The sequence below is a fragment of the Streptomyces sp. NPDC087310 genome (assembly GCF_044744405.1).
GTDB lineage: Bacteria > Actinomycetota > Actinomycetes > Streptomycetales > Streptomycetaceae > Streptomyces.
The window spans coordinates 64,648-88,699 of record NZ_JBIUYF010000009.1; the positions used below are offsets into that span (position 1 = coordinate 64,648).

The 24,052-nt window shown below is 71.3% G+C and carries 16 protein-coding genes and 5 pseudogenes; 13 read left to right on the forward strand and 8 right to left on the reverse strand.

Annotated features, from left to right (window positions below; translation table 11 throughout):
* Window positions 1–13 precede the first annotated feature (13 nt).
* Together ACIO3P_RS31215 and ACIO3P_RS31220 are read left to right on the forward strand one after the other, a co-directional pair.
* Window positions 14–643 carry a TetR/AcrR family transcriptional regulator gene (locus ACIO3P_RS31215; protein ID WP_329826650.1) on the forward strand — a complete coding sequence of 210 codons (630 nt, stop codon included), beginning with the start codon at window positions 14–16 and terminating at the stop codon, window positions 641–643.
* Window positions 644–813: 170 nt separating this feature from the next.
* Window positions 814–2,088, forward strand: a complete 1,275-nt coding sequence (locus ACIO3P_RS31220) for a cation:proton antiporter (RefSeq protein ID WP_401849925.1) — start codon at window positions 814–816, stop codon at window positions 2,086–2,088.
* A 68-nt stretch (window positions 2,089–2,156) separates the two neighbouring features.
* On the opposite strand, the gene ACIO3P_RS31225 is transcribed toward ACIO3P_RS31220, so the two are convergent.
* Window positions 2,157–3,578, reverse strand: a complete 1,422-nt coding sequence (locus ACIO3P_RS31225; protein WP_329826646.1) for a DUF2252 domain-containing protein — start codon at window positions 3,576–3,578, stop codon at window positions 2,157–2,159.
* Window positions 3,579–4,016: 438 nt separating this feature from the next.
* Between ACIO3P_RS31225 and ACIO3P_RS31230 the strand changes: the two genes are divergently transcribed.
* The 6 genes and pseudogenes from ACIO3P_RS31230 to ACIO3P_RS31255 all read left to right on the forward strand — a co-directional run bounded on the left by ACIO3P_RS31230 (window position 4,017) and on the right by ACIO3P_RS31255 (window position 9,244).
* Entirely contained in the window at window positions 4,017–5,288 is a 1,272-nt protein-coding gene (locus ACIO3P_RS31230) for an alpha/beta hydrolase family protein (protein ID WP_401849926.1), read from the forward strand.
* Window positions 5,289–5,401: 113 nt separating this feature from the next.
* Window positions 5,402–5,608: pseudogene (locus tag ACIO3P_RS31235) on the forward strand (AraC family transcriptional regulator); the annotation flags it as partial.
* Window positions 5,609–5,610: 2 nt separating this feature from the next.
* Window positions 5,611–6,336 (forward strand): annotated as a pseudogene (locus ACIO3P_RS31240) (ABC transporter substrate-binding protein); the annotation flags it as partial.
* A pseudogene (locus ACIO3P_RS31245) lies at window positions 6,333–7,374 on the forward strand (FecCD family ABC transporter permease). The pseudogenes ACIO3P_RS31240 and ACIO3P_RS31245, both read left to right, overlap by 4 nt.
* Window positions 7,371–8,420: pseudogene (locus tag ACIO3P_RS31250) on the forward strand (FecCD family ABC transporter permease). The pseudogenes ACIO3P_RS31245 and ACIO3P_RS31250 overlap by 4 nt, the downstream one beginning before the upstream one ends.
* Window positions 8,417–9,244: pseudogene (locus ACIO3P_RS31255) on the forward strand (ABC transporter ATP-binding protein). Before ACIO3P_RS31250 ends, ACIO3P_RS31255 begins: the two co-directional pseudogenes overlap by 4 nt.
* Here ACIO3P_RS31255 and ACIO3P_RS31260 read toward each other — a convergent pair.
* The 3 genes from ACIO3P_RS31260 to ACIO3P_RS31270 all read right to left on the reverse strand — a co-directional run bounded on the left by ACIO3P_RS31260 (window position 9,220) and on the right by ACIO3P_RS31270 (window position 14,517).
* Window positions 9,220–12,021, reverse strand: coding sequence for a beta-L-arabinofuranosidase domain-containing protein (locus ACIO3P_RS31260; protein WP_401849927.1), 2,802 nt, complete (start codon window positions 12,019–12,021; stop codon window positions 9,220–9,222). The pseudogene ACIO3P_RS31255 and the gene ACIO3P_RS31260 overlap by 25 nt on opposite strands.
* 307 nt (window positions 12,022–12,328) lie before the next feature.
* Entirely contained in the window at window positions 12,329–13,600 is a 1,272-nt protein-coding gene (locus ACIO3P_RS31265) for a glucarate dehydratase family protein (protein WP_401849928.1), read from the reverse strand.
* Entirely contained in the window at window positions 13,600–14,517 is a 918-nt protein-coding gene (locus tag ACIO3P_RS31270) for a 5-dehydro-4-deoxyglucarate dehydratase (protein ID WP_401849929.1), read from the reverse strand. The genes ACIO3P_RS31265 and ACIO3P_RS31270 overlap by 1 nt, the downstream gene beginning before the upstream one ends.
* 453 nt (window positions 14,518–14,970) lie before the next feature.
* On the opposite strand from ACIO3P_RS31270, the gene ACIO3P_RS31275 reads away from it, so the two are divergent.
* Complete coding sequence (locus tag ACIO3P_RS31275; RefSeq protein WP_329826638.1) at window positions 14,971–16,254, forward strand: MFS transporter; 1,284 nt, start codon at window positions 14,971–14,973, stop codon at window positions 16,252–16,254.
* Between the two features lie 105 nt (window positions 16,255–16,359).
* On the opposite strand, the gene ACIO3P_RS31280 is transcribed toward ACIO3P_RS31275, so the two are convergent.
* Window positions 16,360–17,850, reverse strand: a complete 1,491-nt coding sequence (locus ACIO3P_RS31280; RefSeq protein WP_329826706.1) for a SulP family inorganic anion transporter — start codon at window positions 17,848–17,850, stop codon at window positions 16,360–16,362.
* A gap of 424 nt (window positions 17,851–18,274) precedes the next feature.
* Between ACIO3P_RS31280 and ACIO3P_RS31285 the strand changes: the two genes are divergently transcribed.
* The gene (locus tag ACIO3P_RS31285) at window positions 18,275–18,685 is read left to right on the forward strand and encodes a MerR family transcriptional regulator (protein WP_329826637.1); all 411 of its coding nucleotides are present in this window, start codon (window positions 18,275–18,277) and stop codon (window positions 18,683–18,685) included.
* 53 nt (window positions 18,686–18,738) lie between these two features.
* On the opposite strand, the gene ACIO3P_RS31290 is transcribed toward ACIO3P_RS31285, so the two are convergent.
* Window positions 18,739–19,452 carry a GntR family transcriptional regulator gene (locus ACIO3P_RS31290; protein ID WP_401849930.1) on the reverse strand — a complete coding sequence of 238 codons (714 nt, stop codon included), beginning with the start codon at window positions 19,450–19,452 and terminating at the stop codon, window positions 18,739–18,741.
* 380 nt (window positions 19,453–19,832) lie between these two features.
* Here ACIO3P_RS31290 and ACIO3P_RS31295 point away from each other — a divergent pair, with 380 nt between their 5' ends.
* From ACIO3P_RS31295 to ACIO3P_RS31305, 3 genes are all read left to right on the forward strand, one after another.
* A complete protein-coding gene (locus ACIO3P_RS31295; RefSeq protein ID WP_329826635.1) occupies window positions 19,833–21,230 on the forward strand; it encodes an MFS transporter in 1,398 nt (465 codons plus the stop codon).
* Window positions 21,227–22,276 (forward strand): L-idonate 5-dehydrogenase, encoded by a 1,050-nt coding sequence (locus ACIO3P_RS31300; RefSeq protein ID WP_401849931.1) that lies wholly within the window; start codon window positions 21,227–21,229, stop codon window positions 22,274–22,276. Before ACIO3P_RS31295 ends, ACIO3P_RS31300 begins: the two co-directional genes overlap by 4 nt.
* A 107-nt stretch (window positions 22,277–22,383) precedes the next feature.
* Window positions 22,384–22,755 (forward strand): DUF779 domain-containing protein, encoded by a 372-nt coding sequence (locus ACIO3P_RS31305; protein ID WP_401850192.1) that lies wholly within the window; start codon window positions 22,384–22,386, stop codon window positions 22,753–22,755.
* Window positions 22,756–22,773: 18 nt separating this feature from the next.
* On the opposite strand, the gene ACIO3P_RS31310 is transcribed toward ACIO3P_RS31305, so the two are convergent.
* Window positions 22,774–22,968: a hypothetical protein gene (locus ACIO3P_RS31310; RefSeq protein WP_329826632.1), complete on the reverse strand. Its 195-nt coding sequence runs from the start codon at window positions 22,966–22,968 to the stop codon at window positions 22,774–22,776.
* A gap of 112 nt (window positions 22,969–23,080) precedes the next feature.
* Window positions 23,081–23,947 carry a phosphatidylinositol-specific phospholipase C/glycerophosphodiester phosphodiesterase family protein gene (locus ACIO3P_RS31315; RefSeq protein ID WP_401849932.1) on the reverse strand — a complete coding sequence of 289 codons (867 nt, stop codon included), beginning with the start codon at window positions 23,945–23,947 and terminating at the stop codon, window positions 23,081–23,083.
* Window positions 23,948–24,052: the final 105 nt, after the last annotated feature.

The window sequence follows — 24,052 nt, forward strand, 5'->3', positions numbered from 1 at the left end:
TACGGTTCTGCGCGTGACCAACCAGCGAAAGCCCCGAGGCCCGTACCGCAAGAGCGCGGAGCGCCGGGAACAGATCCTCCAGGCCGCCTACGAGGCCGTCGACGAGCACGGGGAACGCGCCTCGCTCCAGGACATCGCGGACCGGGTGGGGGTGACGCAGCCGGCGCTGACGTACTACTTCCCCACGCGCGACGCGCTGCTCCTCGCGGTTCTGGAACGACGGGACGTGCTGGGCAAGGAGCTCGCCAAGGACTCCAGGGCGGGCACGCACACGATCGACGCGGTGGTGGCGACCACGCGCCACACCACCGAGCATCCGGGACTGGCCAAGCTGTACGTCACCCTCTCGGCCGCGGCCACCGATCCGGCGAGCCCCGCGCACCGCTACTTCGCCGAGCGCTACCGGGGCCTCGCCGCCGAGACCACGCGGGACGTCGAGGCACAGCAGCGGGCCGGGGCCGTCCGGGACGACGAACCGGCCGCCCACGTGGCCAGGATGCTGCTGGCGGTCCTGGACGGGCTGCAGATCCAGTGGATGCACGACCCGTCCGTGGACATCGCCGCGATCGCCGAGTCGTTCACGCGGGTACTCACGGCCGCGGCCGGCCCGGCGCGGGAGGCGACGCCCGACCGGCCGGCGTGACGCCGTATCCACCGGATGCGCGCCGCGCTCGGCGCGGCCACGCGCCTGACGCGCGCGCGGATCCGTAATCTCGGACACCGGGGTTGTTTCCGGGCAGGGGTCCCTGAGGGCGCTCTCGCCCTCCGGAGCCGACCGGCCGGTGGGTGAGACGTCGGAACGGGAGCCGCTGGATGGACACCGCCTTCTCCTTGATCCTGCTCCTGCTGTTCCTGTGGGGCCTGTGCTCACGGAAGGTGGCGCGTGTCGAACTCACCGCCCCCGCCGTGTTCGTGCTCGTCGGCTTCCTGATGCACCAGGGGTTCGGCGGCGTGGACCTCGTGCCCTCGCAGGGGACGATCAAGGCGCTGGTGGAGGTCACTCTCACCTGGGTGCTCTTCACCGATGCCGCGCGGCTGTCCGTCCGGTCCCTGCGTCCGGACTTCGGCCTGTACGCGCGCCTCCTGGTGATCGGGCTGCCGTTGTGCGTCGGACTCGGCACGCTGGTCGCGCTCGGTCTCGTTCCGGGTGCGTCCGGCTGGGCCGCGCTCTATCTGGGGGCCGCGCTGGCCCCCACCGACGCGGCGCTCGGCGCTTCGATGATGGACAATCCGGTGGTTCCCGCGCGGGTCCGCCGGACGATCAACGTGGAGAGCGGTCTCAACGACGGCATCGCCACCCCCTTCGTGGTTCTGGCGCTGGCCGGCCTGGTGGCCGCCGAGGCCGGTGCGGGCCATGAGGGACCCGGCGGCGCCCTTCTGGAACTGCTCATCGGCGTGGCGTACGGCGCCGCGGTAGGTCTGGTCGCCGGTTGGCTGTTGCGTTCGGCGCTGCGCGGGTCCTGGGCGGTGGAGGATTTCGCCGGTCCGGCCGTGCTGGCTCTCGCCCTGTTGTGTTACACATCGGCGATCGCGCTCGGTGGCAACGGATTCGTGGCCGCCTTCATCGGCGGCCTTGCCTTCGGGACGGCTTACGGGGAAGGCGCTCCGGAGTGGCAGCTCAGGTTCACCGAGCAGTCGGCGTCGGTGCTCTCCCTGCTGGTCTGGCTGATGTTCGGGGCCGTCATGCTCCCGGAGGCGTTCCAGCATCTGACCTGGCAGGCGGTCTGCTACGCGGTCCTGAGTCTGACGGTGATCCGGATGGTGCCGGTCGCACTGGCGCTGCTGGGCAGTGGCCTGGACCGCGGAACGGTGCTGTTCGTCGGCTGGTTCGGTCCGCGCGGGCTCGCGTCCATCATCTTCGGGCTGCTGGCGGTCGAGGAACTCGCGCCCGCCGCCGCCCGTGTGGTGGTTCCGGTGGTGGTCTGCACCGTTCTGCTCAGCGTGGTGGCGCACGGTCTCTCCTCCGGACCTCTGGCCCGGCGGTACGGATCGCGGGCGGCGCCGGACGGCGCGGCCGGGAAGCGTCCTTCGGCCGGCGAACTGCCGGTCAGGGGGCTGCCGGGGAGAAGCCCCCGGACGGGGGCGTGAGGCGCGGCGCCGGGGTGTGAGGCGCGGGCTCCGGGGCGGGAGCGGGACGTGCGGATCAGGTGCCGGACTCACGCGGCCTGGGCCGCGACCCGTCCGGCCTTGACGGCGTCGACCAGTGCCTGGTGATCGCGCTCGTTCTGGTCGGCGTAGGTCTCGGCGAACCGTACGAGGGCCTGGTCGAAGACGTCGCCGCGTCCCAGATAGGCGGCGATGGCGATACGGTCGCCGGAGCGCGCGTGGGCGCGGGCGAGCGTGGCGCCGCAGAGTTCGCCGAAGACCCCCATGCCGCGCGGCACCATCGTCGAGGGTTCCACGATGCCCTTCCAGTCACGCAACTGGCGTATGTAGAAGTCCCGTTCCAGACCGTCGGGCGCGTGCACATGCTCCCAGCCGAGGAAGATGTCGCTGGCCGCCTGCATGAGGTGCTGGCCGGCGACGACCCGCTCGCCCTGCGTGGCGAACTCGCCGGCGCCGGCGTACGCCGCGAGCACCGACTCGTCGGCCTCCTTCGCCTGGAGGAACAAGGGGTCCCCGCTGTCCCTGCCCACCAGCAGGATGATCCAGCAGCGGGTGCCGACGCTCCCGACCCCGACCACTTTCCGCGCCATGTCGACCAGGGTGAACTGCTGGAGCAGATGCCGCCGGTCCGGCTGGAGGCTCTTTCCGTACCGTTCGACGAGATCGCGGATCGTCTCTTCGAGCTCGGCCCGCTCCAGGTCGGGCAGCAGGTCGGCTATCGGCATGACGACGGGCGGTGCGGGGACGATCCGCCGACGGCCGTCCACCACCCGTGTGAGCTTCTCGAATGCCTGAAGGCTGTCCCGGGTGCGTGCCTTCGCCAGGGTCCTGAACACCTGGTCGCGGCCACGCTGCCGCAGGCGGCCGGAGGCCAGGGCCTCCAACTGCGCCGCGTCGGCCTTCGCGTACCAGACGGCGAGATGGGACATCCCGGCGTAGCGGCGCATCTGCTCGCGGTACGACCGGGCGGTGCTCCGGACGATCGCGCCGCGCTCCGCGTCCGTGTAGCCGTTCTCCCGTCCCGCGATCACGAAACTGGTCGCCAGCCGCTTCAGATCCCACTCCCACGGGCCGGGCAGTGTCTCGTCGAAATCATTGATGTCGAAGAGGAGATTGCGCTCCGGCGACGCCAGCAGCCGGAAGTTCAGCATGTGCGCGTCCCCGCACAACTGTGCCCTCAGACCGGACACGGGTGTCGTGGACAGGTCGCCCGCCATGACCGAGGCCGCGCCACGGTAGAAGCGGAACGGGGACTCCGTCATCCTGCCGTAGCGGATCGGTACGAGTTCGGGCACGCGGGCGGCCGACTGCGCTTCGATGGTGCTCACGGGGTCCGTCCGGTCCGGGGACGGCTCGAACTCCGCATGGGCGGACCGGGGCGCGCGGGTCCGCGCCGCCTTGCCCAGAGCGGCGCGCTCCCGGGGAGAGAGCCACGGCCGCCCCTGGATGGTGGTCGCCGGTATTCCGGTCATCGGAGGGCCTCCTGCGCTGGGACGGCCAGTGGGCGGCGGGGCCTCCAGCGGCCGGGATGGCCGCTGCACGCACTCGTCCGAGACGCCGGTCGTGATCGTGATTCTCCGTCACGGCAAGCCTCGCAGCTCCGGGCCCTCCTCGCATCACTCGCGCCGGGTGGCCGGAGAGCACCCGGGGTGAACTGCGACGATGCGGTTCCCGGGCCTGAACCGCCGCGAGGCCGGCACGTCACGGAACGTAGTCCATGACGACGCTGAGCACCCCCCTCCCCGACCTCGGCGGATCCCTGCCGGCCGAGCCCGGCGAGATCGAGCCCGGCGAGATCCCGACGAGGGGCCGCGGACACTCCCTAGGGGAACCCTGACCCGCCTGCCCCACCCCTGACGTGGGGGGTCGCTCCATGGCACAGGTGGGCCGGTGGTCCGCATGATCAGCTCATGAGTACGCGACGACGCACACACGCACGAGTCCTTGTCTCCGGACTGATCGCCCTCGGGGTCACCGCGCCCCTGGCCGCCCCGGCGACGGCCGCCCCACCGCACGGCCGGCCCGCCGGGGCCGGGGCCGTCCTGGCGGTGGAGGAGGAGGCCACCCTTTCCGCGGCAACGGTGGCCGAGACCTTGGAGAAGGCCGGAATCGACAGCTCCCGGGTCCGGTACGACGTGACCTGGTACCGCGTCCTCTACCGCACCACCGACAGCGACGGCGCCCCCGTCGTCGCCAGCCAGCTCGTCGTCCTGCCCGGGAACCAGGTCCGCACCCTGCCCGTCGTCTCCTGGCTGCACGGCACCACCGTGTACAAGGGGGACGTGGCCTCGGTGAACCCGAACTCCAGCGACCGGCGCGCCGCCCTGTTCTTCGCGTCCACCGGGCGGGCGGTCTCGGCCCCCGACTACGTCGGCCTCGGCCGGGGCGAGGGAATCCACCCCTACGGCGATCCGGGTGCCACCGTCTCCGCCTCCGTCGACGCCCTGCGCGCCGCGCGGAGCCTCGCCCACCGGAAGGGGCGCGAGCTGGACCGGAAGGTGCGGATCAGCGGGTTCTCCCAGGGCGGGCCCGCGGCGATGATGGTGGGCCGGGCGCTCCAGCGGGAGGGCGCGGACCGGTACTTCCGGCCGAGCGCGCTCGCCACGGTCGGCGGCCCCTTCCACCTGAGCGCCTTCGAGGCCGCCGCCGCGGACGACGAGATCGCCAACTCCGGTCTCTACCTGGCGTACTTCGTCACCGCCTGGAACAGGTTGTACGGCCTCTACACCTCCCCGAGCGAGGCGTTCCGCGCCCCGTTCGACCAGAAGGTGGAGCGGCTCTTCGACGGCGACCACACCGGCGCCGACATCCAGCGCGAGCTGCCCGCGGCCTCGAAGGACCTGTTCACCGCGGAGTTCCTGGACCGGATCCGCCGTCCCGATGGTGTCCTGAAGGACCGGCTGCGCGCGCTCGACACCACCTGCGACTGGCGGCCGGGCGTACCCGTGCAGATCTTCCACAGCAAGGGGGACAAGGACGTCGGCTTCGGCAACGCCGAGCACTGCGGCGACCAGTTGACGAGGAACCACGCCGACCACCGGCTCACCGACCTGGGCGACCACGACCACAACAGCTCGGTGAAGCAGGCGCTGCCCCGTATCGCCGACTTCTTCGACCAGCACGGGGACGAGCACGAGGGCAAGCACGGGACCGCGGGCTCGGCGGCCGCGTCAGCCCCCTGACACGGCCGCCACCATGGCCTCCGGGCGGGCCCCTTAGGGTGTCGGGATGCGATGTGTCTCGCGCGCCACCGGCTCCTGTGCGAGCGGGGCCCCGTAGTGACCACGGAGACCGGATGACCACGGAGACCCGATCCCTGCCCGCCGTCGCGCCCGGCGCGTGGGAGACGCCCTTCGTCATCATGGGTTACGACGAGGTCGTCACGCACGACACCGTGTGGGACGAGCACTCCCACCCCTTCCACGAGCGGCTCCGGAACGAGCGCGGCGCCTCGTCGGCCGTGGTCGGCTCACGGGTCTGGACGATCACGCCCGCGCTGGGATGGAGCTGAAGGCCGAGACCCCGGTGCTGTTCGACGAGACCGACGGGATCGACTTCGAGGCCGTGGCCGACACGGAGCCGGACGTGATCCTCGCCGCGTACTCGGGACTGACCGAGCAGGACTACGAGACGCTGAGCGACATCGCCCCCGTGGTGGCGTACCCGGACGCCCCGTGGGCGACGCCGTGGCGCGACATCATACGGACGAACAGCAAGGCGATCGGGCTCGCCGAGGAGGGCGACAAGCTGATCACGGACCTTGAGGGGGACATCGCCCGGGCGGTCGCGAAGTACCCGCAGCTCAAGGGCAAGTCGGCGATGTTCATGACGCATGTCGACCCCAACGACGTGAGCGAGATCGGCTTCTGCACGACCCACGACACCCGGACGCAGTTCTTCGAGGACCTCGGCCTGAAGATCCCCGGCAGCATCACGGACGCGTCCAAGGGCACGGACAAGTTCGCCCTGACGCGGAGCGCCGAGCAGATCGACGTGTTCGACGACGTCGACATCATCACCGGGTACGGCGACGAGAAGGGCGAGATGCTGGGCAACCTCCGCAAGGACCCGCTGATCTCGAAGATCCCCGCCATCGAGCGCGGCTCGGCCTACCTGCTGCCCGGGACCAAGCCCCTGGCGACCGCGGCGAACCCGACGCCGCTGTCGATCTCGTGGGTCCTCGACGACTACGTCGCCGCCCTCGCCGAGGCCGCGGACAAGGCCAAGTGACGACGGTCGGCACCAGGCGTCCGCCGTACACCGCCGTGGCGCGGCGTACGGCGGGCGTCCGGACGCTGTGGTTCCTCGTCGCGGTCCTGGTACTGGCGGCGATCATGGTGGCGTCCCTCGCGTTCGGTTCGCGCGACGTCGCCTGGTCCGACGTGTGGGTCGCGCTCGGGGGCGCGGACGAGTCCCTGGAGCAGGCGGCGGCCACGAAGCGGCTGCCCCGTACGGTGCTCGCGGCCGTGATCGGCGCGGCGCTCGGTCTGGCCGGCAGTGTGATGCAGGGCGTGACCCGCAACCCGCTGGCCGACCCGGGCATCCTGGGGGTCAACATGGGCGCCTCGCTCGCCGTCGTCACGGGGGTCGCGTTCTTCGGGCTCACGTCGCCGACCGGGTACGTATGGGTCGCGATCGCCGGTGCGGCCCTGTCGGCGCTGTTCGTGTACACGGTCGGGACGATCGGGCGGGGCGGTGCCCCCCCTCAAGCTCGCGCTCGCCGGCGCCGCCACGTCGGCGGCGTTCGCCTCGCTCGTCAGCGCCGTCGTCCTGCCGCGCAACGACATCGCGGGAAGCTTCCGGCTCTGGCAGATCGGCGGGGTCGGCGGCGCGTCCTTCGAACGCATCGGGCAGGTCCTGCCCTTCCTCCTGGTGGGTTTCGCCGTCTGCCTGCTGTCGGCACGCGCGCTGAACTCCCTCGCCCTGGGCGACGAGTTGGCGGCCGGCCTCGGTGAACGCGTCGCCGTCGCACGGGCCATGGCCGCGCTCGGCGCCGTCGTGCTGTGCGGCGCGGCGACCGCGGTCACCGGGCCGATCGCCTTCGTCGGTCTCGTCGTTCCCCACACCTGCCGTCTGCTGGTCGGCGTCGACCACCGCTGGCTGCTGCCGTTCTCGGCGCTGGTGGGCGCGTCGCTGCTCACGGCCGCCGATGTGGTCGGACGGGTCGTGGTACGCCCCGCGGAGATCGACGTGGGCATCGTGACGGCTCTGATCGGCGCCCCGTTCTTCATCTACATCGTCCGCCGTCAGAAGGTACGTGCCCTGTGAGTGCCAAGGTCCTGACCCGGCCACCGTCCGTCGGGGCCGCAGCCCGCGGCCGGGTCCGCCGCGCGTCCCGGCGGCGTCTCGTCCTCGCGCTGGCCGTCCTCGTCGTCGCCGCGTTCTCCGTCACCCTGATGGCCGGGCAGACGTTCTACCCACCGCGCGAGGTGATCCGGGTGGTCCTCGGCGAGCAGGTGCCGGGGGCCACCTTCACGGTCGGCCGGCTGCGGCTGCCGCGGGCCGTCCTCGCCATGGTGGCGGGGTTCAGCTTCGGACTGGCCGGTGTCACCTTCCAGACGATGCTCCGCAACCCGCTCGCCAGCCCGGACATCATCGGCATCAGCTCCGGTGCGAGCGCCGCGGCGGCGTTCGCGATCGTGACGCTGTCCCTCGGCGAGCTGCGGGTGTCGGTCCTCGCCATCGTCGCCGGTCTCGCCGTGGCCGTACTGGTGTAGACCCTGGCGTTCCGGGGCGGTGTCGCCGGCACCCGGCTCATCCTGATCGGCATCGGCATTTCCGCGATGCTCGACAGCCTGACCAACTACGTCCTGTCCCAGGCCGCCGAGTGGGACCTCCAGGAGGCGATGCGCTGGCTGACCGGCAGTCCGAACGGGGCGAGCTGGGACCAGGTCGTCCCCGCCGTCGCCGCGCCGGCCGTGCTCACCCCCGTCCTGCCGGCGCGGTCGCGCGATCTCTCCGCGATGCAGCTCGGCGACGACACCGCCTCCGCGCTCGGGGTACGCGTCGAACGCACCCGTATCACGGTCATCGTGGCCGCCGTCGGGCTGATCGCCTTCCCGACGGCGGCGGCCGGTCCCATCGCCTTCGTCGCGTTCCTCTCCGGTCCCATCGCGGCCCGGATCGTGGGGGCGGGGGGCTCGCTGCTGGTCCCCGCCGGACCGGTCGGCTCGCTCCTGGTGCTCGTGGCCGACTTCTGCGGCCAGTTCGCCTTCGACTCCCGGTACCCGGTCGGTGTCGTCACCGGCGTTCTCGGGGCGCCCTACCTCGTCCATCTGATCATCCGTACCAACCGGACAGGAGGGTCGCTGTGACCTCGACCCACTCCCTCGCGGCCGAGGGCCTCACCCTGGGCTACGGCGACCGTGTCGTCATCGAGTCCCTCGACCTGACCGTGCCCCCCGGCCGGATCACGGTGATCGTCGGCGCGAACGCGTGCGGGAAGTCGACGCTGCTGCGCTCGATGTCCCGGCTGCTCGCGCCCCGCGCGGGCCGTGTCGTCCTGGACGGCAAGGAGGTGCACCGGCTGCCCGCCAAGGAACTGGCCCGCACGCTCGGACTGCTGCCCCAGTCACCGGTCGCCCCCGAGGGCATCACCCGTCGCGGACCTCGTGGGCCGGGGGCGCCATCCGCACCAGGGCATCTTCTCCCGCTGGAACGAGAAGGACGACGCCGCCGTGGCGTCCGCCCTTGACGCGACCCACACGGCGCCGCTCGCCGACCGGGCCGTGGACGAGCTGTCCGGGGGCCAGCGCCAGCGTGTGTGGATCGCGATGGCGCTCGCCCAGCAGACCGATCTGCTGCTGCTCGACGAGCCCACCACCTTCCTCGACGCGAGCCACCAGATCGAGGTCCTCGACCTGCTGACCGATCTGAACCAGGCGCGCGGCACCACCGTCGTCATGGTCCTGCACGACCTCAACCTCGCCGCCGGTACGCGGACCACCTCATCGCCCTCGCGGAGGGACGGTTCCACGCGGTCGGCGCCCCGGCCGAGGTGCTGACGCGGGAGACCGTGCGCGCCGTGTTCGGCCTGGACAGCCGCATCATCGAGGACCCCGTCTCGGGCAGGCCGCTGATGCTCCCGACCGGCCGCCACCACGCCGCGCGGGGTCAGGGCGTGTACGAGGCGCTCTGAGCCGTCCGCACCACCGTCCGGCCGTCGTTCCGGCCGAGCAGGCCCGCGGACACCCAGGCGTCCACGGTGCTCCGTACCCGTGAGACGAGCGCGCCCTTGTCGCGGAACGGGGCCCCGGCCCACACCTCGTCGAGGAACGTCGTACCGTCGGGCCTCGACGGGTTGGCGACGCCCGAGCCGGTGTTCCCGAAGGCGATACGGGGCTCGTCCCGCCGGAAGTACGCGTGCGTCGGGTCCTCGGTCCCCTCGAAGAAGGGGGCGAACTCGACGCCGTCGAGGGTGTGGTGGAGCGGCTCGCCCCGCACCGGGGTGAGGGTGGGCAGGAGGTCACCGGAGAGGGCGGCGTTGCGGTAGAGCCCGAACCGCAGCGGGCTGGTCGAGGCGGAGCGGGCGACCAGGTTGACCGGTCCGTGGAAGAGGGACTGGAGGGCCGGGTCGTCGGGCGTCGGCTCGACCCGGAGCCGGAAGGGCACCCGGACCCGGACGGTGTCCCCGCCGCGCCAGGTCCGGGAGACGGCGAAGTAGCTGCCGGGCAGCGGTTTTCCCTGCACGGCGGTGCCGTTGACCGTCACCTGGAAGCCGGCGTCGGCCCAGGAGGGCACGCGCAGACGCAGCTCGAACGCGGCGCTGCCGCCGCCGATGGTCAGGGTGGAGCCCTGCTCCCTGGGGTAGTCGGTCGTCTGGGTGACGGTGATGCCCCGCTCGGCCCAGGTCAGGGTGGAGGGGCTGTACAGATTGACGTACAGGGCGCTGTCGTCGGCCTTCCTGAAGTAGACCGAGTCCTGGTATTTGGTGGCGCTCTCCATGCCGGTGCCCTCGCAGCAGGTGGTGCCCGCCTTCGGTGTGTAGTCGCGTACATGGCCGGGCGTCAGCCCGATGAAGTACGTGACCAGCGGCTTCTCGGCGTCCGCGGTGTCCTGTTTGGAGCCGAGGACCTGGTTGTAGAGGGCCCGTTCGTAGTAGTCCATGTACTTCGGGTCCTGCTCGTGGAAGAACAGCAGGCGGCTCAGCTTGAGCATGTTGTACGCGCAGCAGCTCTCGGCGGTGGTGGCGCTGATCGTTCCGGCCACGGATCCGCGGCCCCGCCAGAACTCGCCGGTGCTGGTGCCGCCGATGCCGTACATCCGGGTGGGGACGACCATGTCCCAGAAGTTCTTCGCGGCGGCGAGGTAGCGTGCCTCGCCCGTCGCGTCGTGGAGCCGGAGCAGCCCGGTGAAGATGGGGATGTGCTGGTTGGCATGCAGGCCGTCCAGGACGTCCCGGTTCGCGGCGCACGCGTCGATGAGCGAGTCGAGGTCGAACAGCCGCGCCAGGGCAAGGTGTTCGGGCTTGCCGGTCAGGGCGTGGAGATCGCAGACGGCCTCCACCAGGCCGCCGAACTCGCCGCTGGAGAAGATGCCCCACATGCGCTGCAGGGTGCTCGCGGGCAGCCGGGACAGCCGGGAGTACATCCAGTCGCACAGGCCCGACGCGAGGTCGAGTGCCCGCGGGTCGTCGGTGTACAGGTGGGCGTCGAGGAGGCCCCTGAGGATCTTGTGCGCGGTGTAGTACGGCGCCCACACGACGCCGTAGTCGCTGCTGGTCATGGACTCCAGCGTGATGAACTGGGTCTCCGGGTAGGCCGCGAGGAACCCGGGGTGGCTGGGTGCGCCCCAGGTGCGGCGCAGGGTGGCGTGCAGGCCGCGGGGCGAACCGTCGGCGAAGGTGGAGCCGGTGGTCTCGTCGAAGGCGTACGACACCAGATCGCCCCGGCCCGCCGGGGAGTCGGCGGCCCGGTGGTCCTGGAGCTCCGCGATCTCGCCCGCCGTGAGGGCGCGCGCCCACATGTTGAACTCGTCGAACGCCCCGGCGAACACCGGGTCGCCCGGGTAGTTCGAGCGGCCGAGCCAGTTGTTGCGCACCGTGCCCAGCGCCGCCGGGTCGAGGGTGATCGCCCCGTGGGCGACGGCGCTCCCGTTGACGTAGAGCACACCGGTGCCGCCGCCGATCGTGACGGCCAGATGGCTCCACCGGTCCAGCGGGAGCTGTTCGTCGCCGTCGAGGCCCTGCTCGCCCGGGGCACCCGAGGTCGTGAGGGCGAAGCGAGGAGTTCCGTTCGCGTTGCGGGCGGCGAGGTAGAGGTAGCGGGTGGTGCCGTCGCCGAAGTCGAGGACCCGGGCCCAGTCCGCGTGGTGGGTGGGCTTCACCCAGGCCGACAGGGTGACGGCGCGGGCGTCGCCGAGGACGCCGGCCGGCAGGTCGACGTACTGGTAGGAGCCGCGGACGTTCTCCGCCGCGGTGCCGAACCTGCCGGGCACACCGAGGACGGACGGGGAGGTCCGCAGCGCCGAGCGGACCTCGGTCAGGGCGTCGACCATGGACCGGATCCTGTCGGCGTACACCTGGTCGCCGGTGCTGCCGTAGGACTGGGCGAGCATCGTCAGGAAGTGGCCGGTGTAGTGGCCGCGGAGGTTGCCGTTGGCCTCGCCGTCGAGGCCCTCCCAGCCGCCGGGGGCGACCGCGCCGCGGGTCGACAGCCCGGCGTTGGCGCGGAAGACCTGGAGCAGCCGGTCCACGTCGTAGCCACGGCCGTGGTCGAGCATGAACCGGCGTTTCGTGGCGAAGATGCCCGGTCCGAGCGTGACGTCCTTCAGGTCGAACGGGCGGAGCGCCCAGGAGGACGGGGCCGGGAGGGCCGCGGCGGCGGACGGACCGGCGGAGGCGTAGGAAAGTCCTGACGCCGCCGCGGTGGCCATCGCGGTCCGGAGAAGACCTCGTCTGGAGAGGGGAGCTGCCATGGTTTCCTCGTCTCTGCGACGGTGGGATACGGCCATGAGCGTGCGGCACCGGTGCGAAGCGGCTCCCGAGAGCCCTGTCACGGACCGATGAAGAGACACCCGCCGTTCGGCATGTCGAACATCGTTCCGAGTTCCGATCAGAAGATAGGTTCGGGAAGCCGACGCGTCAACGCTCCCGCCACGGCCGGCGAACCGGGACGCGCCGGGTGCGCGTCGATCCGCTCCGGCCGGGCAGCGAGCGGCCCGGCGGCCGTCCCGCGCCGCCGGGCCGCTCCTTCCGTCCCGCCCTCTCCTGCCGCCTTCTCCCCTACCAGCGCGGGATGGTGGACCGGTAGGTCGGGTGGATGGTGCGCATGTAGCCGGTGTCGTCCCGGTTGCGCTGACCGCTGGTCAGATACTGCTCGTGCAGGGTCCCCAGGGCGTCGCGGTCGAGCGTGACACCGAGGCCGGGGGTGGTGGGCACCTCCACCGAGCCGTCCTTGAACGCCAGGACACCGGGTTCGATGACGTCCTCGGTCTTCCACGGCCAGTGGGTGTCACAGGCGTAGGTGAGGTTCGGGGTGGCCGCCGCGAGATGGGTCATCGCCGCGAGGCTGATGCCCAGATGCGAGTTCGAGTGCATGGACAGGCCCATGCCGAAGGTGTCGCAGATCCCGGAGAGGAGCTTGGAACGGCGCAGTCCGCCCCAGTAGTGGTGGTCGGAGAGGATGACCTGTACGGCGTCCACGGCCACCGAGGGGTGGAGTTCGTCGAAGGCCACGACGCACATGTTGGTCGCCAGCGGCATCGACACCTCGCGGGCGACGGCGGCCATGCCCTCGATACCCGGTGTGGGGTCCTCCAGGTACTCCAGCACCCCGTCGAGCGCCTGGCCCACCTTGACGGAGGTGGGCACCGTCCAGGCGGCGTTCGGGTCGAGCCGCAGCGGATGATCGGGGAACTCGGCACGGAGCGCCCGTACCGCCTCGACCTCCTCCTCCGGCGGCAGGACGCCGCCCTTGAGCTTGATCGCGGTGAACCCGTACGTGTCGACCATGCGCCGGGCCTGCGCCACCACGCCCTCGGGGTCCAGCGCCGCGCCCCACTCGTCCGGCTCGGCGCCGGGGTGGCCGGCCCACTTGTAGAACAGGTACGCGCTGAAGGGCACCGCCGCGCGTACGGCGCCGCCGAGCAGGTCGGAGACGGGCCGGCCGCACGCCTGCCCCTGGATGTCGAGCAGCGCGACCTCGAACGGGGAGTGCACCCGGTCGACGGTGCTGCTGGTGGTGACCATCCCGGTCAGCCCGGAGCCGCCGACACTCCCGATCCGGGCGATGATCTCGCCGACGCGCCGGTGCAGTTCCTCGGTGGCGTAGACGTCGAGCCCGACGATCTGTTCCGCCACGGCCTGAAGCCGTTCCAGGTGCCTGGCGTCGGCGTAGGTCTCGCCGAGTCCGGTGAGCCCGCCGTCGGTCCGCACCTCGACGATCGCGCGCAGGGCGTACGGCTCGTGGACGCCGACCGAGTTGAGGAGCGGCGGGTCGCGGAAGGCGACGGGGGTGATGGTGACGGCGGATATCCGCAGCTTCTCGGTGCTCATCAGGCGGCGTCCCTTACCAGTTCGAGTCCTCGCTCCAGGAGTGAGGAGAGTTCGTCGAGGTCTTCCGGCGTGGGGTCGCTCAGCGGCGCGCGGACCGACCCCACCTCCAGGCCGCGCAGGCGTACACCGGCCTTGACCAAGGAGACCGCGTATCCGGGAACCTTGTCACGCAGGGCGACCAGAGGGTGGAAGAAACCGGCCAGGAGGGCGTCGACCCGCTCCTGGTCGCCGGTGGTCACCGCGCGGTGGAAGGCGAGGGAGACCTCAGGGGCGAAGCAGAAGGCGGCGGACGAGTACAGCGGGACGCCGATGGCCCGGTAGGCGGGCACGGTCGCCTCCGCGGTGGGGAGGCCGTTGAAGAACTGGAAGGACTTGCCGCTCTCGCGCAGCGACTCACGGATGGCGACCACGGTGCGCGCCAGGGTCTCGATGTCGCCGGCGCCGTCCTTGAAACCGACGACCTGGTCGATCGCTGCGACCTCCACGGCGGCGCGCGGGCCGAACCGGGCGTTGGCCCGGTTGTAGACGATGAGGGGCAGCCCGGAAGCCTCAGCGACCGTCCTCACGTACCGCACCAGCCCGTCCTGATCCCCGCTGACCAGGTACGGCGGCAGCAGGAGCAGCCCGTCGGCGCCGTTCTCGCGCGCCGACTCGGCGAGTGCGATCGCCGTCGGGAGCGCGCCGCCGGTCCCCGCGTACACGGGGACCGCCCCGTCCGCCGCCTTGACCGCGGTGCGTACGACGTCGGTGTGTTCCTGCTGCGACAGGGCGTGGAACTCCCCGGTGCCGCAGGCGGGGAAGACCCCGCCCGCACCGGCGGTCACCCCTGCCCGTACGTGGGTCTCCAGAGCCTGTGGATCGAGAGCGCCGTCGGGTGCGAAGGGCGTGACCGGAAAGAACAGCACTCCGTCAAGCATAAGACTCCGTTCAGATATATGACCGTGATCCCGGTACATGTCTATGTGAGCGAACTTAGGACGCGCCGCAGGAACCGTCAAGCGATCACGCCGCCACCTCCGCTCCCGACCTGGGAAGCTCACGCCAACTGGACGCCGGTGCGGCCGTGCGAGATTCCGGGATGAAGTCATTGACCGGATGAGGACGCGTACGTAACGTGTCCACACGCATGACAGAGGTTCACATACATGCACGACTGAGCTCGATGCCCACCCCGGTCGGGGCGCGGTGCGACCCCCACATTCGTGAGCGGAGCCCGGCCCACGCGGTCAACGGCGGGGCCCTCGGACGCCTCTGTCATGCCGTCACGCCTATCGAAGTGGGAGACAATGATGGTCCCGCAGCCTCTTGCGAAGAGTTCCGAGAGCGAGCCCGACGCCGAAAGCCGTGCGGTCGGCAAATTCCTGCGCCGCATGCTGCCCATTCTGGTTCTGATGCTCCTGGTCAACCAGATGGACCGGACGAACGTCGGCTTCGTCCAGGACGAACTGAGGGCCGACGTCGGGGTGAGCGCCACCGCCTACGGCCTCGGCGCGGGCCTGTTCTTCATCGGGTACGCCCTCTTCGAAGTCCCGAGCAACATGTTGATGGAACGCTTCGGCGCGCGGGTCTGGCTGACCCGCATCATGATCACCTGGGGTCTGGTGATCCTGGCGATGTGCCTCATCCACAACGTGACCACGTTCTACATCCTGCGGTTCGTTCTCGGTGTCGCGGAGGCGGGCTTCTTCCCCGGGGTGCTCCTGTACTTCACCCAGTGGCTGCCGGACTCCAGCCGGGGCCGGGCCAGCGCGATCTTCCTGGGCGGCTCCGCCACGGCCTACATCGTGACCGGTCCGATCACCGGCGCGCTGCTGGAGATGCACGGTGTGGCCGGGATCGCCGGCTGGCGCTGGATGTTCGCACTCGAAGGAACCTTCTCCATCCTGGTGGGAATCGTCGCCGGGTTCTTCCTCGTCTCCCGTATCTCCGAGGCCCGCTGGCTCACGGACGAGGAGAAGACCGCGCTGAGCGCCGCGGTCGCGCGTGACCAGGAAGCCCGCAGCCGAGCCCCCAAGGTGTCGCGGTTCCGGCTTCTGATCCACCCCCAGGTCGCCCTGCTCACCGCGGTCTTCTTCGCGATGGCCCTCACCGGCTACGCGATCACCTTCTGGCTGCCGAGCCTGGTGGCCGAGATCGGCGGGCTCTCGCCCTTCCAGATCGGGCTGCTGTCCGCCATCCCGTGGATCTGCGCGGTGATCGCCATGTACTCGATGAGCCACTTCACGGACCGCGCCCCGGACCGCCGGCCCTACCTCGCGGTCTGTCTGGTCCTGTCGGCGGTGGGCGCCTTCCTCGCCACCCTGGGCTCCCCCTGGTTCGGGCTGGTCGCCATCACCCTGGCCGCGGTCGGCGGAAAGTGCGCGGCCACCCTGTTCTGGCCGATGGCGCAGGCCGGGCTCGACCTGAAGATCGCCGCGGCCGGTCTCGCGGTGGTCAACTCGCTGGGCAACCTGGGCGGCTTCGTCTCCCCCACGCTCTTCGGCTACCTCAAGGACACCACCGGCAGTACGCACGGAGGGCTGTACGCCCTGGCGGTGGCGTCCGTGCTGGCGGCGCTGGGCGTCGGCTTCATGCGCCGGCCGAGCGGGCCGGCGGCCCCGGCCGGCGAACCGGCGGCGTCCGAGCCCGCGGTGGCGACCGGCGAGGCGCGGTGAGCGGCCTCCGGGCTTAGGACCCCTTGTCGGTACGGAACACGGAACAACTCGACGGCCGCCCCGGACGCGGATGCCCCGGGGCGGCCGTCGTGGGGCGCGGACCGGTCAGTGGCCGCCGGCGAGTTCGCCGCTGAGCCTGCCGTGGAGGTGGGCGCTGGCGTGGTCGAGCCCGGTGAGCTCGACGGTCTTGCCGCGCTGGGCGTACTTGGCCTCGATGGCGTCGAGGGCGGCGACGGACGAGGCGTCCCAGATGCGGGCGGCGGAGAGGTCGATGACGATCCGGTCCGGGTCGGTGGCGTAGTCGAAGCGGCCGACGAGGTCGTTGGAGGAGGCGAAGAACAGCTCTCCGGTCACCCGGTAGACGGCGGTGCCGCCGTCGGGATCGACGACGGCGGTGACCGTGGCGCGGTGGGCGACACGCCTGGCGAAGATGACCATGGCGGTGACGGAGCCGACCACGACACCGACGGCGAGGTTGTGGGTGGTGACCACACACGCGACGGTGACGACCATGACGGCGATCTCACCGGCCGGCATCCGCCGCAGTGTCCCGGGGGCGAGGGAGTGCCAGTCGAAGGTCGCGAACGTCACCATGACCATGACGGCGACCAGGGCGGCCATGGGGATGTCGGAGACGACCGGGCCGAAGACGATGCACAGCACCATGAGGAACGCGCCGGCCAGGAAGGTCGAGAGCCGGGTGCGGGCTCCGGAGACCTTCACGTTGATCATCGTCTGGCCGATCATGGCGCAGCCGCCCATGCCACCGAAGAAGCCGGTGACGATGTTGGCGACGCCCTGGCCGATGGACTCGCGGGTCTTGTTGGAGCGGGTGTCGGTGATGTCGTCGACCAGCTTCGCGGTCATCAGCGATTCCATCAGCCCGACGAGCGCCATGGCGAGGGCGTAGGGGGCGATGGTGGTCAGGGTGTCCAGGGTGAAGGGCACGTCGGGGAGGCCCGGCACCGGCAGCGCGGAGGGCAGGGCGCCCTTGTCGCCGACGGTGGGCACCGCGATCCCCGCGGCGAGCGTGATCACGGTGAGGATGACGATGGAGACGAGCGGCGCCGGGATCACGGTGGTGACCTTCGGGAAGAACACCATGAGGGCGAGGCCGCCGATGATCAGCGGGTACACGGCCCACGGCACGTTCCGCATCTCGGGCACCTGGGCCATGAAGATCAGGATGGCGAGCGAGTTGACGAAGCCGACCATCACCGAGCGCGGGACGAACCGCATCAGCTTCGCCACGCCCAGCGCGCCGAGCGCCACCTGGAAGACACCGGCGAGGATGACGGCGGCGATCAGGTGACCGAGGCCGTGCTCCCGGTTCAGCGGCGCGATCACCAGGGCCACGGCCCCGGTCGCTGCGGAGATCATCGCCCGGCGGCCACCGACGACCGAGATGACCACGGCCATGGTGAACGACGCGAACAGGCCGAGCACCGGATCGACCCCGGCGATGATCGAGAACGAGATCGCCTCGGGAATCAGCGCCAGCGCGACCACCAGGCCGGCCAGCACCTCCGTACGCCACACCTTCGGGTCGTGCAGCCAGTCGGGCTTCAGACCGCGCAGGCGCGCGGCCGGGGACAGGGCGGAAGCGGAAGGCAAGGCGGAGGACAAGGGAGGGAGAACCTGTCGTCTCGGGCACGCCCCGCGGCGGGCTGGGACATGCGGGAGGACGCGGAGAAGCCGGGTCGGCGCCCCGCGGGCGGCCCGGGGTGGGGGCCGGAGGTCTTCAGGGAGAGGCGCGACGGTGCGCCCGAACGTCACATACGGGGGCGGAGCATCACGGCGGGCAGGGGGCGGCGCCAGGCGACATGGGCTCGCGCACGCGGTTCTCCTGCAAGAATCGGATCTTCGCCAGGGGCGTGGGTGGCCCCGACACGGCAGCGGCGGAAGCGCCCGGAAGGGTCTTCGCCGTCAGCAACTCTACCCTAACGTTAGGGTAGAGATCGGCGGGCGTCGCACGGAGCGCGGCGGCACCGGGGAGACGAAGGGCCAGAGGATCACAGGCGTGGACGGCAAGCACATGCAGATCGGCGAGGTCGCCGCGCGGACCGAGCTCTCCCTGCGCACCATCCGGCACTACGAGGAGACCGGCCTGGTCGTCCCCTCCGCCCGCTCCCAGGGCGGCTTCCGGCTCTACACCGAGACCGATGTCGCCCGTCTCATGGTGATCCGCCGGATGAAGCCGCTCGGCTTCACCCTGGAGCAGATGCGCGATCTGCTGGACGCCACCGACCGCCTGGACGCCGACGGCGAACTGCCCGGGGCCGAACACCAGGAGCTGGTCGAACGGGTCCGCGCCTTCGAGCAGGCCGCCGCCGAACGCGTCGCCGATCTGCGCAAGCAACTGGGCCGTGCCGAGGACTTCGCCGCCACCTTGCGCACCCGCCTGGAGCGAGCCGCGAACACCCGGCCCTGACCCGGCTCCTCACCGGCCGGCGGGACGCCGCGTGACCCCCGGCGCGCCGGGGGTCATTCCCAGACGGCGATGTTGCGCCGTACCGGGACCGTGCCCGAGTCCGTGGCGAACAGTTCGGGCGAGCGGGCCCGGATGCGTTCGACGTCGTCGAAGACCGCCCGCAGATGGGTGCGCATGGCCGTGCGGGCCAGGGAGACGTCCCCGGCGAGCACCGCGTCGAAGATCTCGACGTGCTGGGTGGCGAAGCCGGCCGGTGAGGCGGTGTCGTAGAGGCCCAGGCGGCGCGCGCGGTCGAGGTGGCCCTTGGCCGAGACCACGGTCGCCCAGGCGCTGCCGTGTCCGCTCAGCCGCAGGACGGTCTGGTGGAACGCCTCGTCCAGTTCGAAGAACTCCTCCAGGGCGAGGCCCGGACGCTGCTGCTCGGCCAGGTTGCCGCGCAGGCTCTCGACGAGTTCCGGGTCGAGCTCCGCGGGGAGGTCGTCCAGGGAGGCCAGTTCGACGGCCTCCCGCAGGAACTGGGCGTCGGCCACCTTCGCCGGGTCGACACGTGAGACGAAGGACCCCACCTGCGGAAAGACCTGGACCAGCCCCTCGTGGGAGAGCAGGATCAGACTCTCCCTGACCGGGGTGCGGCTGACCCCGAGGGATGCCGCGAGCTCGTTCTCGGACAGGGCTGCGCCCGGGGGAAGCTCAAGGGTCAGAACCTTGCGTCGCAGCGTCTCGTAGACAGCGCGGCGACTGGTCCGCTGCCGGTTCGATCGGGCCATGCGCTCATCGTATCGGGCGCCGACACGGCCTGTGCCCGGCCGATGGCACTGTGCCGCACCTGCGGTGTCTTCCGATGTGGCACGAGTATTGCATCACTGGCCGACCAGTGCTTGTATACCAGCCGTGTCGGCCAGTTGTCCGGGGTGTGAACCGGACGGTCGGCCGCGTACGGACCTTCGAAGGAGCAGGACTGTGAGCACGACCGAACACACCGAGGTGTACGGCGCCTCCCCACGGCCGGGCCGAGCCGCCCCGCGCGTCACGGCGACGGGCCGGGCCGCGCACCGCTGACGCTTGTCGGCGTCCCCGTTTCCCCCGTCTCCGCTCACCCCTGTCCCCACCCCCGCTCATCAGCACTTCCCCGAACAACGGAGTTCCCATGACGGACACCGCTCGGACGGAGCCCACGGGCCCCGCGACGAGAACGACGCGTGATCTCACCAAGGCCGCCGTATCAGGCTGGCTCGGTACGGCGATGGAGTTCATGGACTTCCAGCTCTACTCGCTGGCGGCGGCCATCGTCTTCAACAAGATCTTCTTCCCCGACGTCAGCCCGGCGATCGGCCTGATCGCCGCCATGGCGACCTACGGCGTCGGATACGTCGCCCGGCTCGCCGGGGCCGTCTACTTCGGGCGGATGGGCGACCGGATCGGCCGCAAGAAGGTCCTGTTCCTGACCATCCTGCTGATGGGCGCGTCGACCACGCTGATCGGCGCGCTGCCGACCTACGCGTCGATCGGCATCCTCGCCCCGATCCTGCTGGTCGCGCTGCGGCTCGTCCAGGGCTTCGGGGCCGGCGCCGAGATCGCCGGGGCCACCGTCATGCTCGCCGAGTACGCGCCCACCAAGCGCCGGGGCCTGGTGTCCTCGCTGGTGTCGCTCGGCACCAACTCCGGCACCCTGGCCGCGTCCGGCCTGTGGGCGATCCTGCTCGGTGTCCTCAGCGAGGAGCAGCTTCTCTCGTGGGGCTGGCGGCTCCCCTTCCTGCTGAGCTTCCTGCTGATGATCTTCGCGGTGTGGCTGCGCAGCAACCTCAAGGAAAGCCCGGTGTTCGAGGAGCGGCCCGACGTGGTGGACGGTGTCGCCATGTCCCGTACGGAGGTCGAGTCCGCCCTGGTCGACTCCTCCCTGGACCAGAAGCAGGAGAGCGTCCTGGAGGCCGGCATCCGCCAGCGCAAGGGCCGGGCGTTCTTCCTCGCCCTCGGTCTGCGGTTCGGCCAGGCCGGCAACTCGGGGCTGATCCAGACCTTCCTCGTCGGCTACATCGCCACGACGCTCCACGCCGAGCGGTCGGTGCCGACCGACGCCATCGTGTACGGCTCGCTGCTGGGCTTCCTCACCGTGCCGCTGGTCGGGCTGCTCGGGGACCGCTTCGGCCGCCGTCCGATGTACATCGCGCTCACCCTGCTGACCATGGCCTTCGCGTTCCCGATGATGCTGCTCATCACCTCGGGCACCACCTCGGCGCTGATGCTCGGCATGGTCGTCGGGCTCAACGTCGGCGTCCTCGGTCTGTTCTCGCTGGAGAGCGTCACGATGGCCGAACTGTTCGGCTCCCGGACCCGCTTCACCCAGCTCGCCCTGTCCAAGGAGATCGGCGGCATCCTCGCCACGGCCATCGGACCGGTCGTCGCGGCGACCCTGACCGCCGTCACCGGAAGCTGGTGGCCGATCGCGGCGATGCTCGTCGTCTACTCGCTGATCACCCTGGTGTCCGCTCTGCTCGCCCCCGAGACCCGTGGGCGCGACCTGGTCCGGCTGGAGGACGCCGTATGAGGGCCGTTGTCGTCCACGGCGCGGGTGACCTGCGTATCGACGAGCGCCCCGATCCCGTACCGGGCGAGGGGGAAGTCCTCCTCGCCATGGAGTGGGGCGGGATCTGCGGCTCCGACGTCGCCTACTGGAAGCACGGGGCGTCCGGGACCGCCGCGCTCGCGCATCCCCTGGTGCTCGGGCACGAGGTGGCCGGCCGGATCGCCGCGACCGGCAGGGGGGTGGCGGGGCTCCGGGAAGGGCAGGCCGTCACCGTGCACCCGGCCGAGCCGGTCGGCGACGCTCCGCTGCCCGGCCGGATCGCCGGGCGCACCAACCTCCATCCGCGGATCCGGTACTTCGGCTCCGCGGCCTTCGACCCGCACACCGACGGCGGGTTCAGCGAGTACCGGGTGGTCCGCGCCGCGCAGATACGGCCGCTGCCCGAGGGTGTGACCACCGAGCACGGGGCCCTCGCCGAACCGCTCGCCGTGGCGCTGCACGCCGTGCACCGCGCCGGGGACCTGCGGGGCAAGGCCGTGCTGGTCAACGGCTGCGGCCCGATCGGGGCACTGGTCGTGGCGGCGGCGAAGCACCGGGGCGCCGCCGCGGTGATCGCCTCGGACCTCTCCGCGACCTCGCTCGCCGTCGCCCGCGCCATGGGCGCGGACGAGACGCGCGACCTCGGCTCCGGCGCGGAGCTCCCCGACGATGTCGAGCTGGCCTTCGAGGCGTCCGGCGCCCCGGCGGCGCTCGGCCCCGTCCTGCGGGCGACGGCGCGCGGCGGCACGCTGGTCCAGGTCGGGAACCTGCCGGGCGCCGCCGTGTCCGCGGCCCTCGGTGACCTGGTGACCAGGGAGATCAACTGGATCGGCTCGTACCGCTTCGTGGAGGAGATCGACGACGCGCTGCTGGCGATGCGGGACGGTCTGGACGTGTCCCCCGTGATCAGCCACCGCTTCGGCCTCGACCGGGCCGGGGAGGCGCTGGCGGTCGCCGCGGATCCGGCGAGCGGCAGCAGCAAGGTGATGCTCAGGCTCGGCGGGGCCCGTCCGCCCGGAACGGGGTGAGCGGAAACAACCGGACGGAGAGCGACCGGACGGAGAACAACCAGGCGGAGAACAACCAGGCGGAGAACAACCGGACGGGGAAGGGCCGTGCGGGGGACAATGAGGAGATGGACGAAGAGACTTCCCCCGCACGGCCCCTGGTCGAGGTGACCCCCGCGGCGGCCGGGTTGATCCGGCGGCTGCGGGCGGACCACGGGCCGTTGATGTTCCATCAGTCCGGCGGCTGCTGCGACGGCAGCGCGCCCATGTGCTATCAGGACGGCGAGTTCCGTACGGGCGGCTCCGACGTGCTGCTCCAGTCGCTGGAGGTCGAGGGCGTCGCGGAGCCGGTCCCGTTCTGGATGTCGGTGAGCCAGTACGAGGTGTGGCGCCACACCCGGCTCATCGTCGATGTGGTGGAGGGGCGCGGCAGCGGCTTCTCCCTGGAGACCCCCGAGGGGGTGCGCTTCCTGATCCGCTCGCGGCTGGCCGACGCGTGACCGCGCGGCGCCGCCCGGTTACGGGTTGAGGCTGCTGACCACACCGGCCGTGGTGGAGATCCCGTTGGCGATGGTCGGCGCCATGCTCGTACCCGCGAGAAAGAATCCGAGCAGGGCGCAGACCAGCGCGTGCGAGAACTTCAGCCCGCCGCTGCGCAGGAAGACCACCGCGAGAATCGCCAGTAGCAGCATCACTGAAATCGAAATGGCCATCGCCAAACCTCCTCCGCCGCACGGGAATCGCGGCTTTCGGCCGCCAGTGTGGCGGAGGAGGGACCCGGTTCGGCCGACTGGCATGTCCGCCGTACGGGTGGTTGACGCGGGGTTACGAACGGGCGGCGCGCAGAAAGCGTTCGAGCCCGGCGAGGTCGTCCGTGTTGAGGTGGTCCACACCGGCGGCGAGGAGTTCGGTCCAGACGGCGTCCCGCGCGGGCCCGGGGGTGTCGGGTGTGGCCCAGAAGCGCAGCCGCTGTCCGTGCGCGTGCGTGGTGTCCGCGATACGGCGCAGCTCGGCGCGTTCGGCCGCGGGGAACGGGCCCACGCCCTGCCAGGTGAAGCTCTGGGTCCAGTTGGTGCTGATGAGCGGTATGAAGGAGGCGGGCGCGGCGGTCCCGAGGTCGTCGAGCCGCCCGTCGTAGAAGGCGTACCGCACGCGCTGCGCCTCCATCGGCGCACGGGCCGCGCGGTCTCCCGAGATGACCGGGGTGATCGCGCCGGGGCGTACCGAGCCGTGGGCGTAGGTGGTCAGCATCGGCCGGTAGCGGGCGAGTTGGCGGTGGAGTTCGGCGTACGCGGCGGCGCCGTCCGTCTTGATGTCGATGAGCAACTGCACCGGGCGGTGGTGTCCGCGGTACACGGAGCCGTGGTTGGCGCGCACCCGGGCGAACAGCGGGTCGAGGTAGAGCGAGGCGAGGGTACGGGCCGGGTCGAGCTCCGTGGCCTCGTGGGCGACCAGCAGTTCGCCGTCGACCAGGAAGATGTCGGCCTCCACGCTGGTGAAGCCGTGCGCCAGCGCGTCGAACAGCGGGCGCGGGTGCAGGTAGTCGTTGTGCGCGTGGGCCTGGCACAGCGGCCGGGGGGTATGGCCGCCCCCGGTCCGGGAGGCGGCCCCGGCGTACGCGGGGGCCGCGACGACCCCCGCGAGCGCGGCGGTGAGCGTGGCTACGGCTCTGCGGCGGGTGGTGAGGGCCATGATGCCTCCGGGGCTGGACGCGCTGCGGCGCGACGGGCACGGTCCTGGCGAGTATCGCCCTGTCAGGGGTGGATCAGGGCCGTTCCGCGCAGTGTTCGTCCACCG

Excerpts from the sequence above, each read along its gene's own strand:
- ACIO3P_RS31220 (WP_401849925.1), top strand. The coding sequence starts at position 814 with ATGGACACCGCCTTCTCCTTGATCCTGCTCCTGCTGTTCCTGTGGGGC.
- ACIO3P_RS31225 (WP_329826646.1), bottom strand. The coding sequence starts at position 3,578 with ATGACCGGAATACCGGCGACCACCATCCAGGGGCGGCCGTGGCTCTCT.
- ACIO3P_RS31230 (WP_401849926.1), top strand. The coding sequence starts at position 4,017 with ATGAGTACGCGACGACGCACACACGCACGAGTCCTTGTCTCCGGACTG.
- ACIO3P_RS31260 (WP_401849927.1), bottom strand. The coding sequence starts at position 12,021 with ATGGCAGCTCCCCTCTCCAGACGAGGTCTTCTCCGGACCGCGATGGCC.
- ACIO3P_RS31265 (WP_401849928.1), bottom strand. The coding sequence starts at position 13,600 with ATGAGCACCGAGAAGCTGCGGATATCCGCCGTCACCATCACCCCCGTC.
- ACIO3P_RS31270 (WP_401849929.1), bottom strand. The coding sequence starts at position 14,517 with ATGCTTGACGGAGTGCTGTTCTTTCCGGTCACGCCCTTCGCACCCGAC.
- ACIO3P_RS31275 (WP_329826638.1), top strand. The coding sequence starts at position 14,971 with ATGCTGCCCATTCTGGTTCTGATGCTCCTGGTCAACCAGATGGACCGG.
- ACIO3P_RS31290 (WP_401849930.1), bottom strand. The coding sequence starts at position 19,452 with ATGGCCCGATCGAACCGGCAGCGGACCAGTCGCCGCGCTGTCTACGAG.
- ACIO3P_RS31295 (WP_329826635.1), top strand. The coding sequence starts at position 19,833 with ATGACGGACACCGCTCGGACGGAGCCCACGGGCCCCGCGACGAGAACG.
- ACIO3P_RS31300 (WP_401849931.1), top strand. The coding sequence starts at position 21,227 with ATGAGGGCCGTTGTCGTCCACGGCGCGGGTGACCTGCGTATCGACGAG.
- ACIO3P_RS31305 (WP_401850192.1), top strand. The coding sequence starts at position 22,384 with ATGGACGAAGAGACTTCCCCCGCACGGCCCCTGGTCGAGGTGACCCCC.
- ACIO3P_RS31310 (WP_329826632.1), bottom strand. The coding sequence starts at position 22,968 with ATGGCCATTTCGATTTCAGTGATGCTGCTACTGGCGATTCTCGCGGTG.
- ACIO3P_RS31315 (WP_401849932.1), bottom strand. The coding sequence starts at position 23,947 with ATGGCCCTCACCACCCGCCGCAGAGCCGTAGCCACGCTCACCGCCGCG.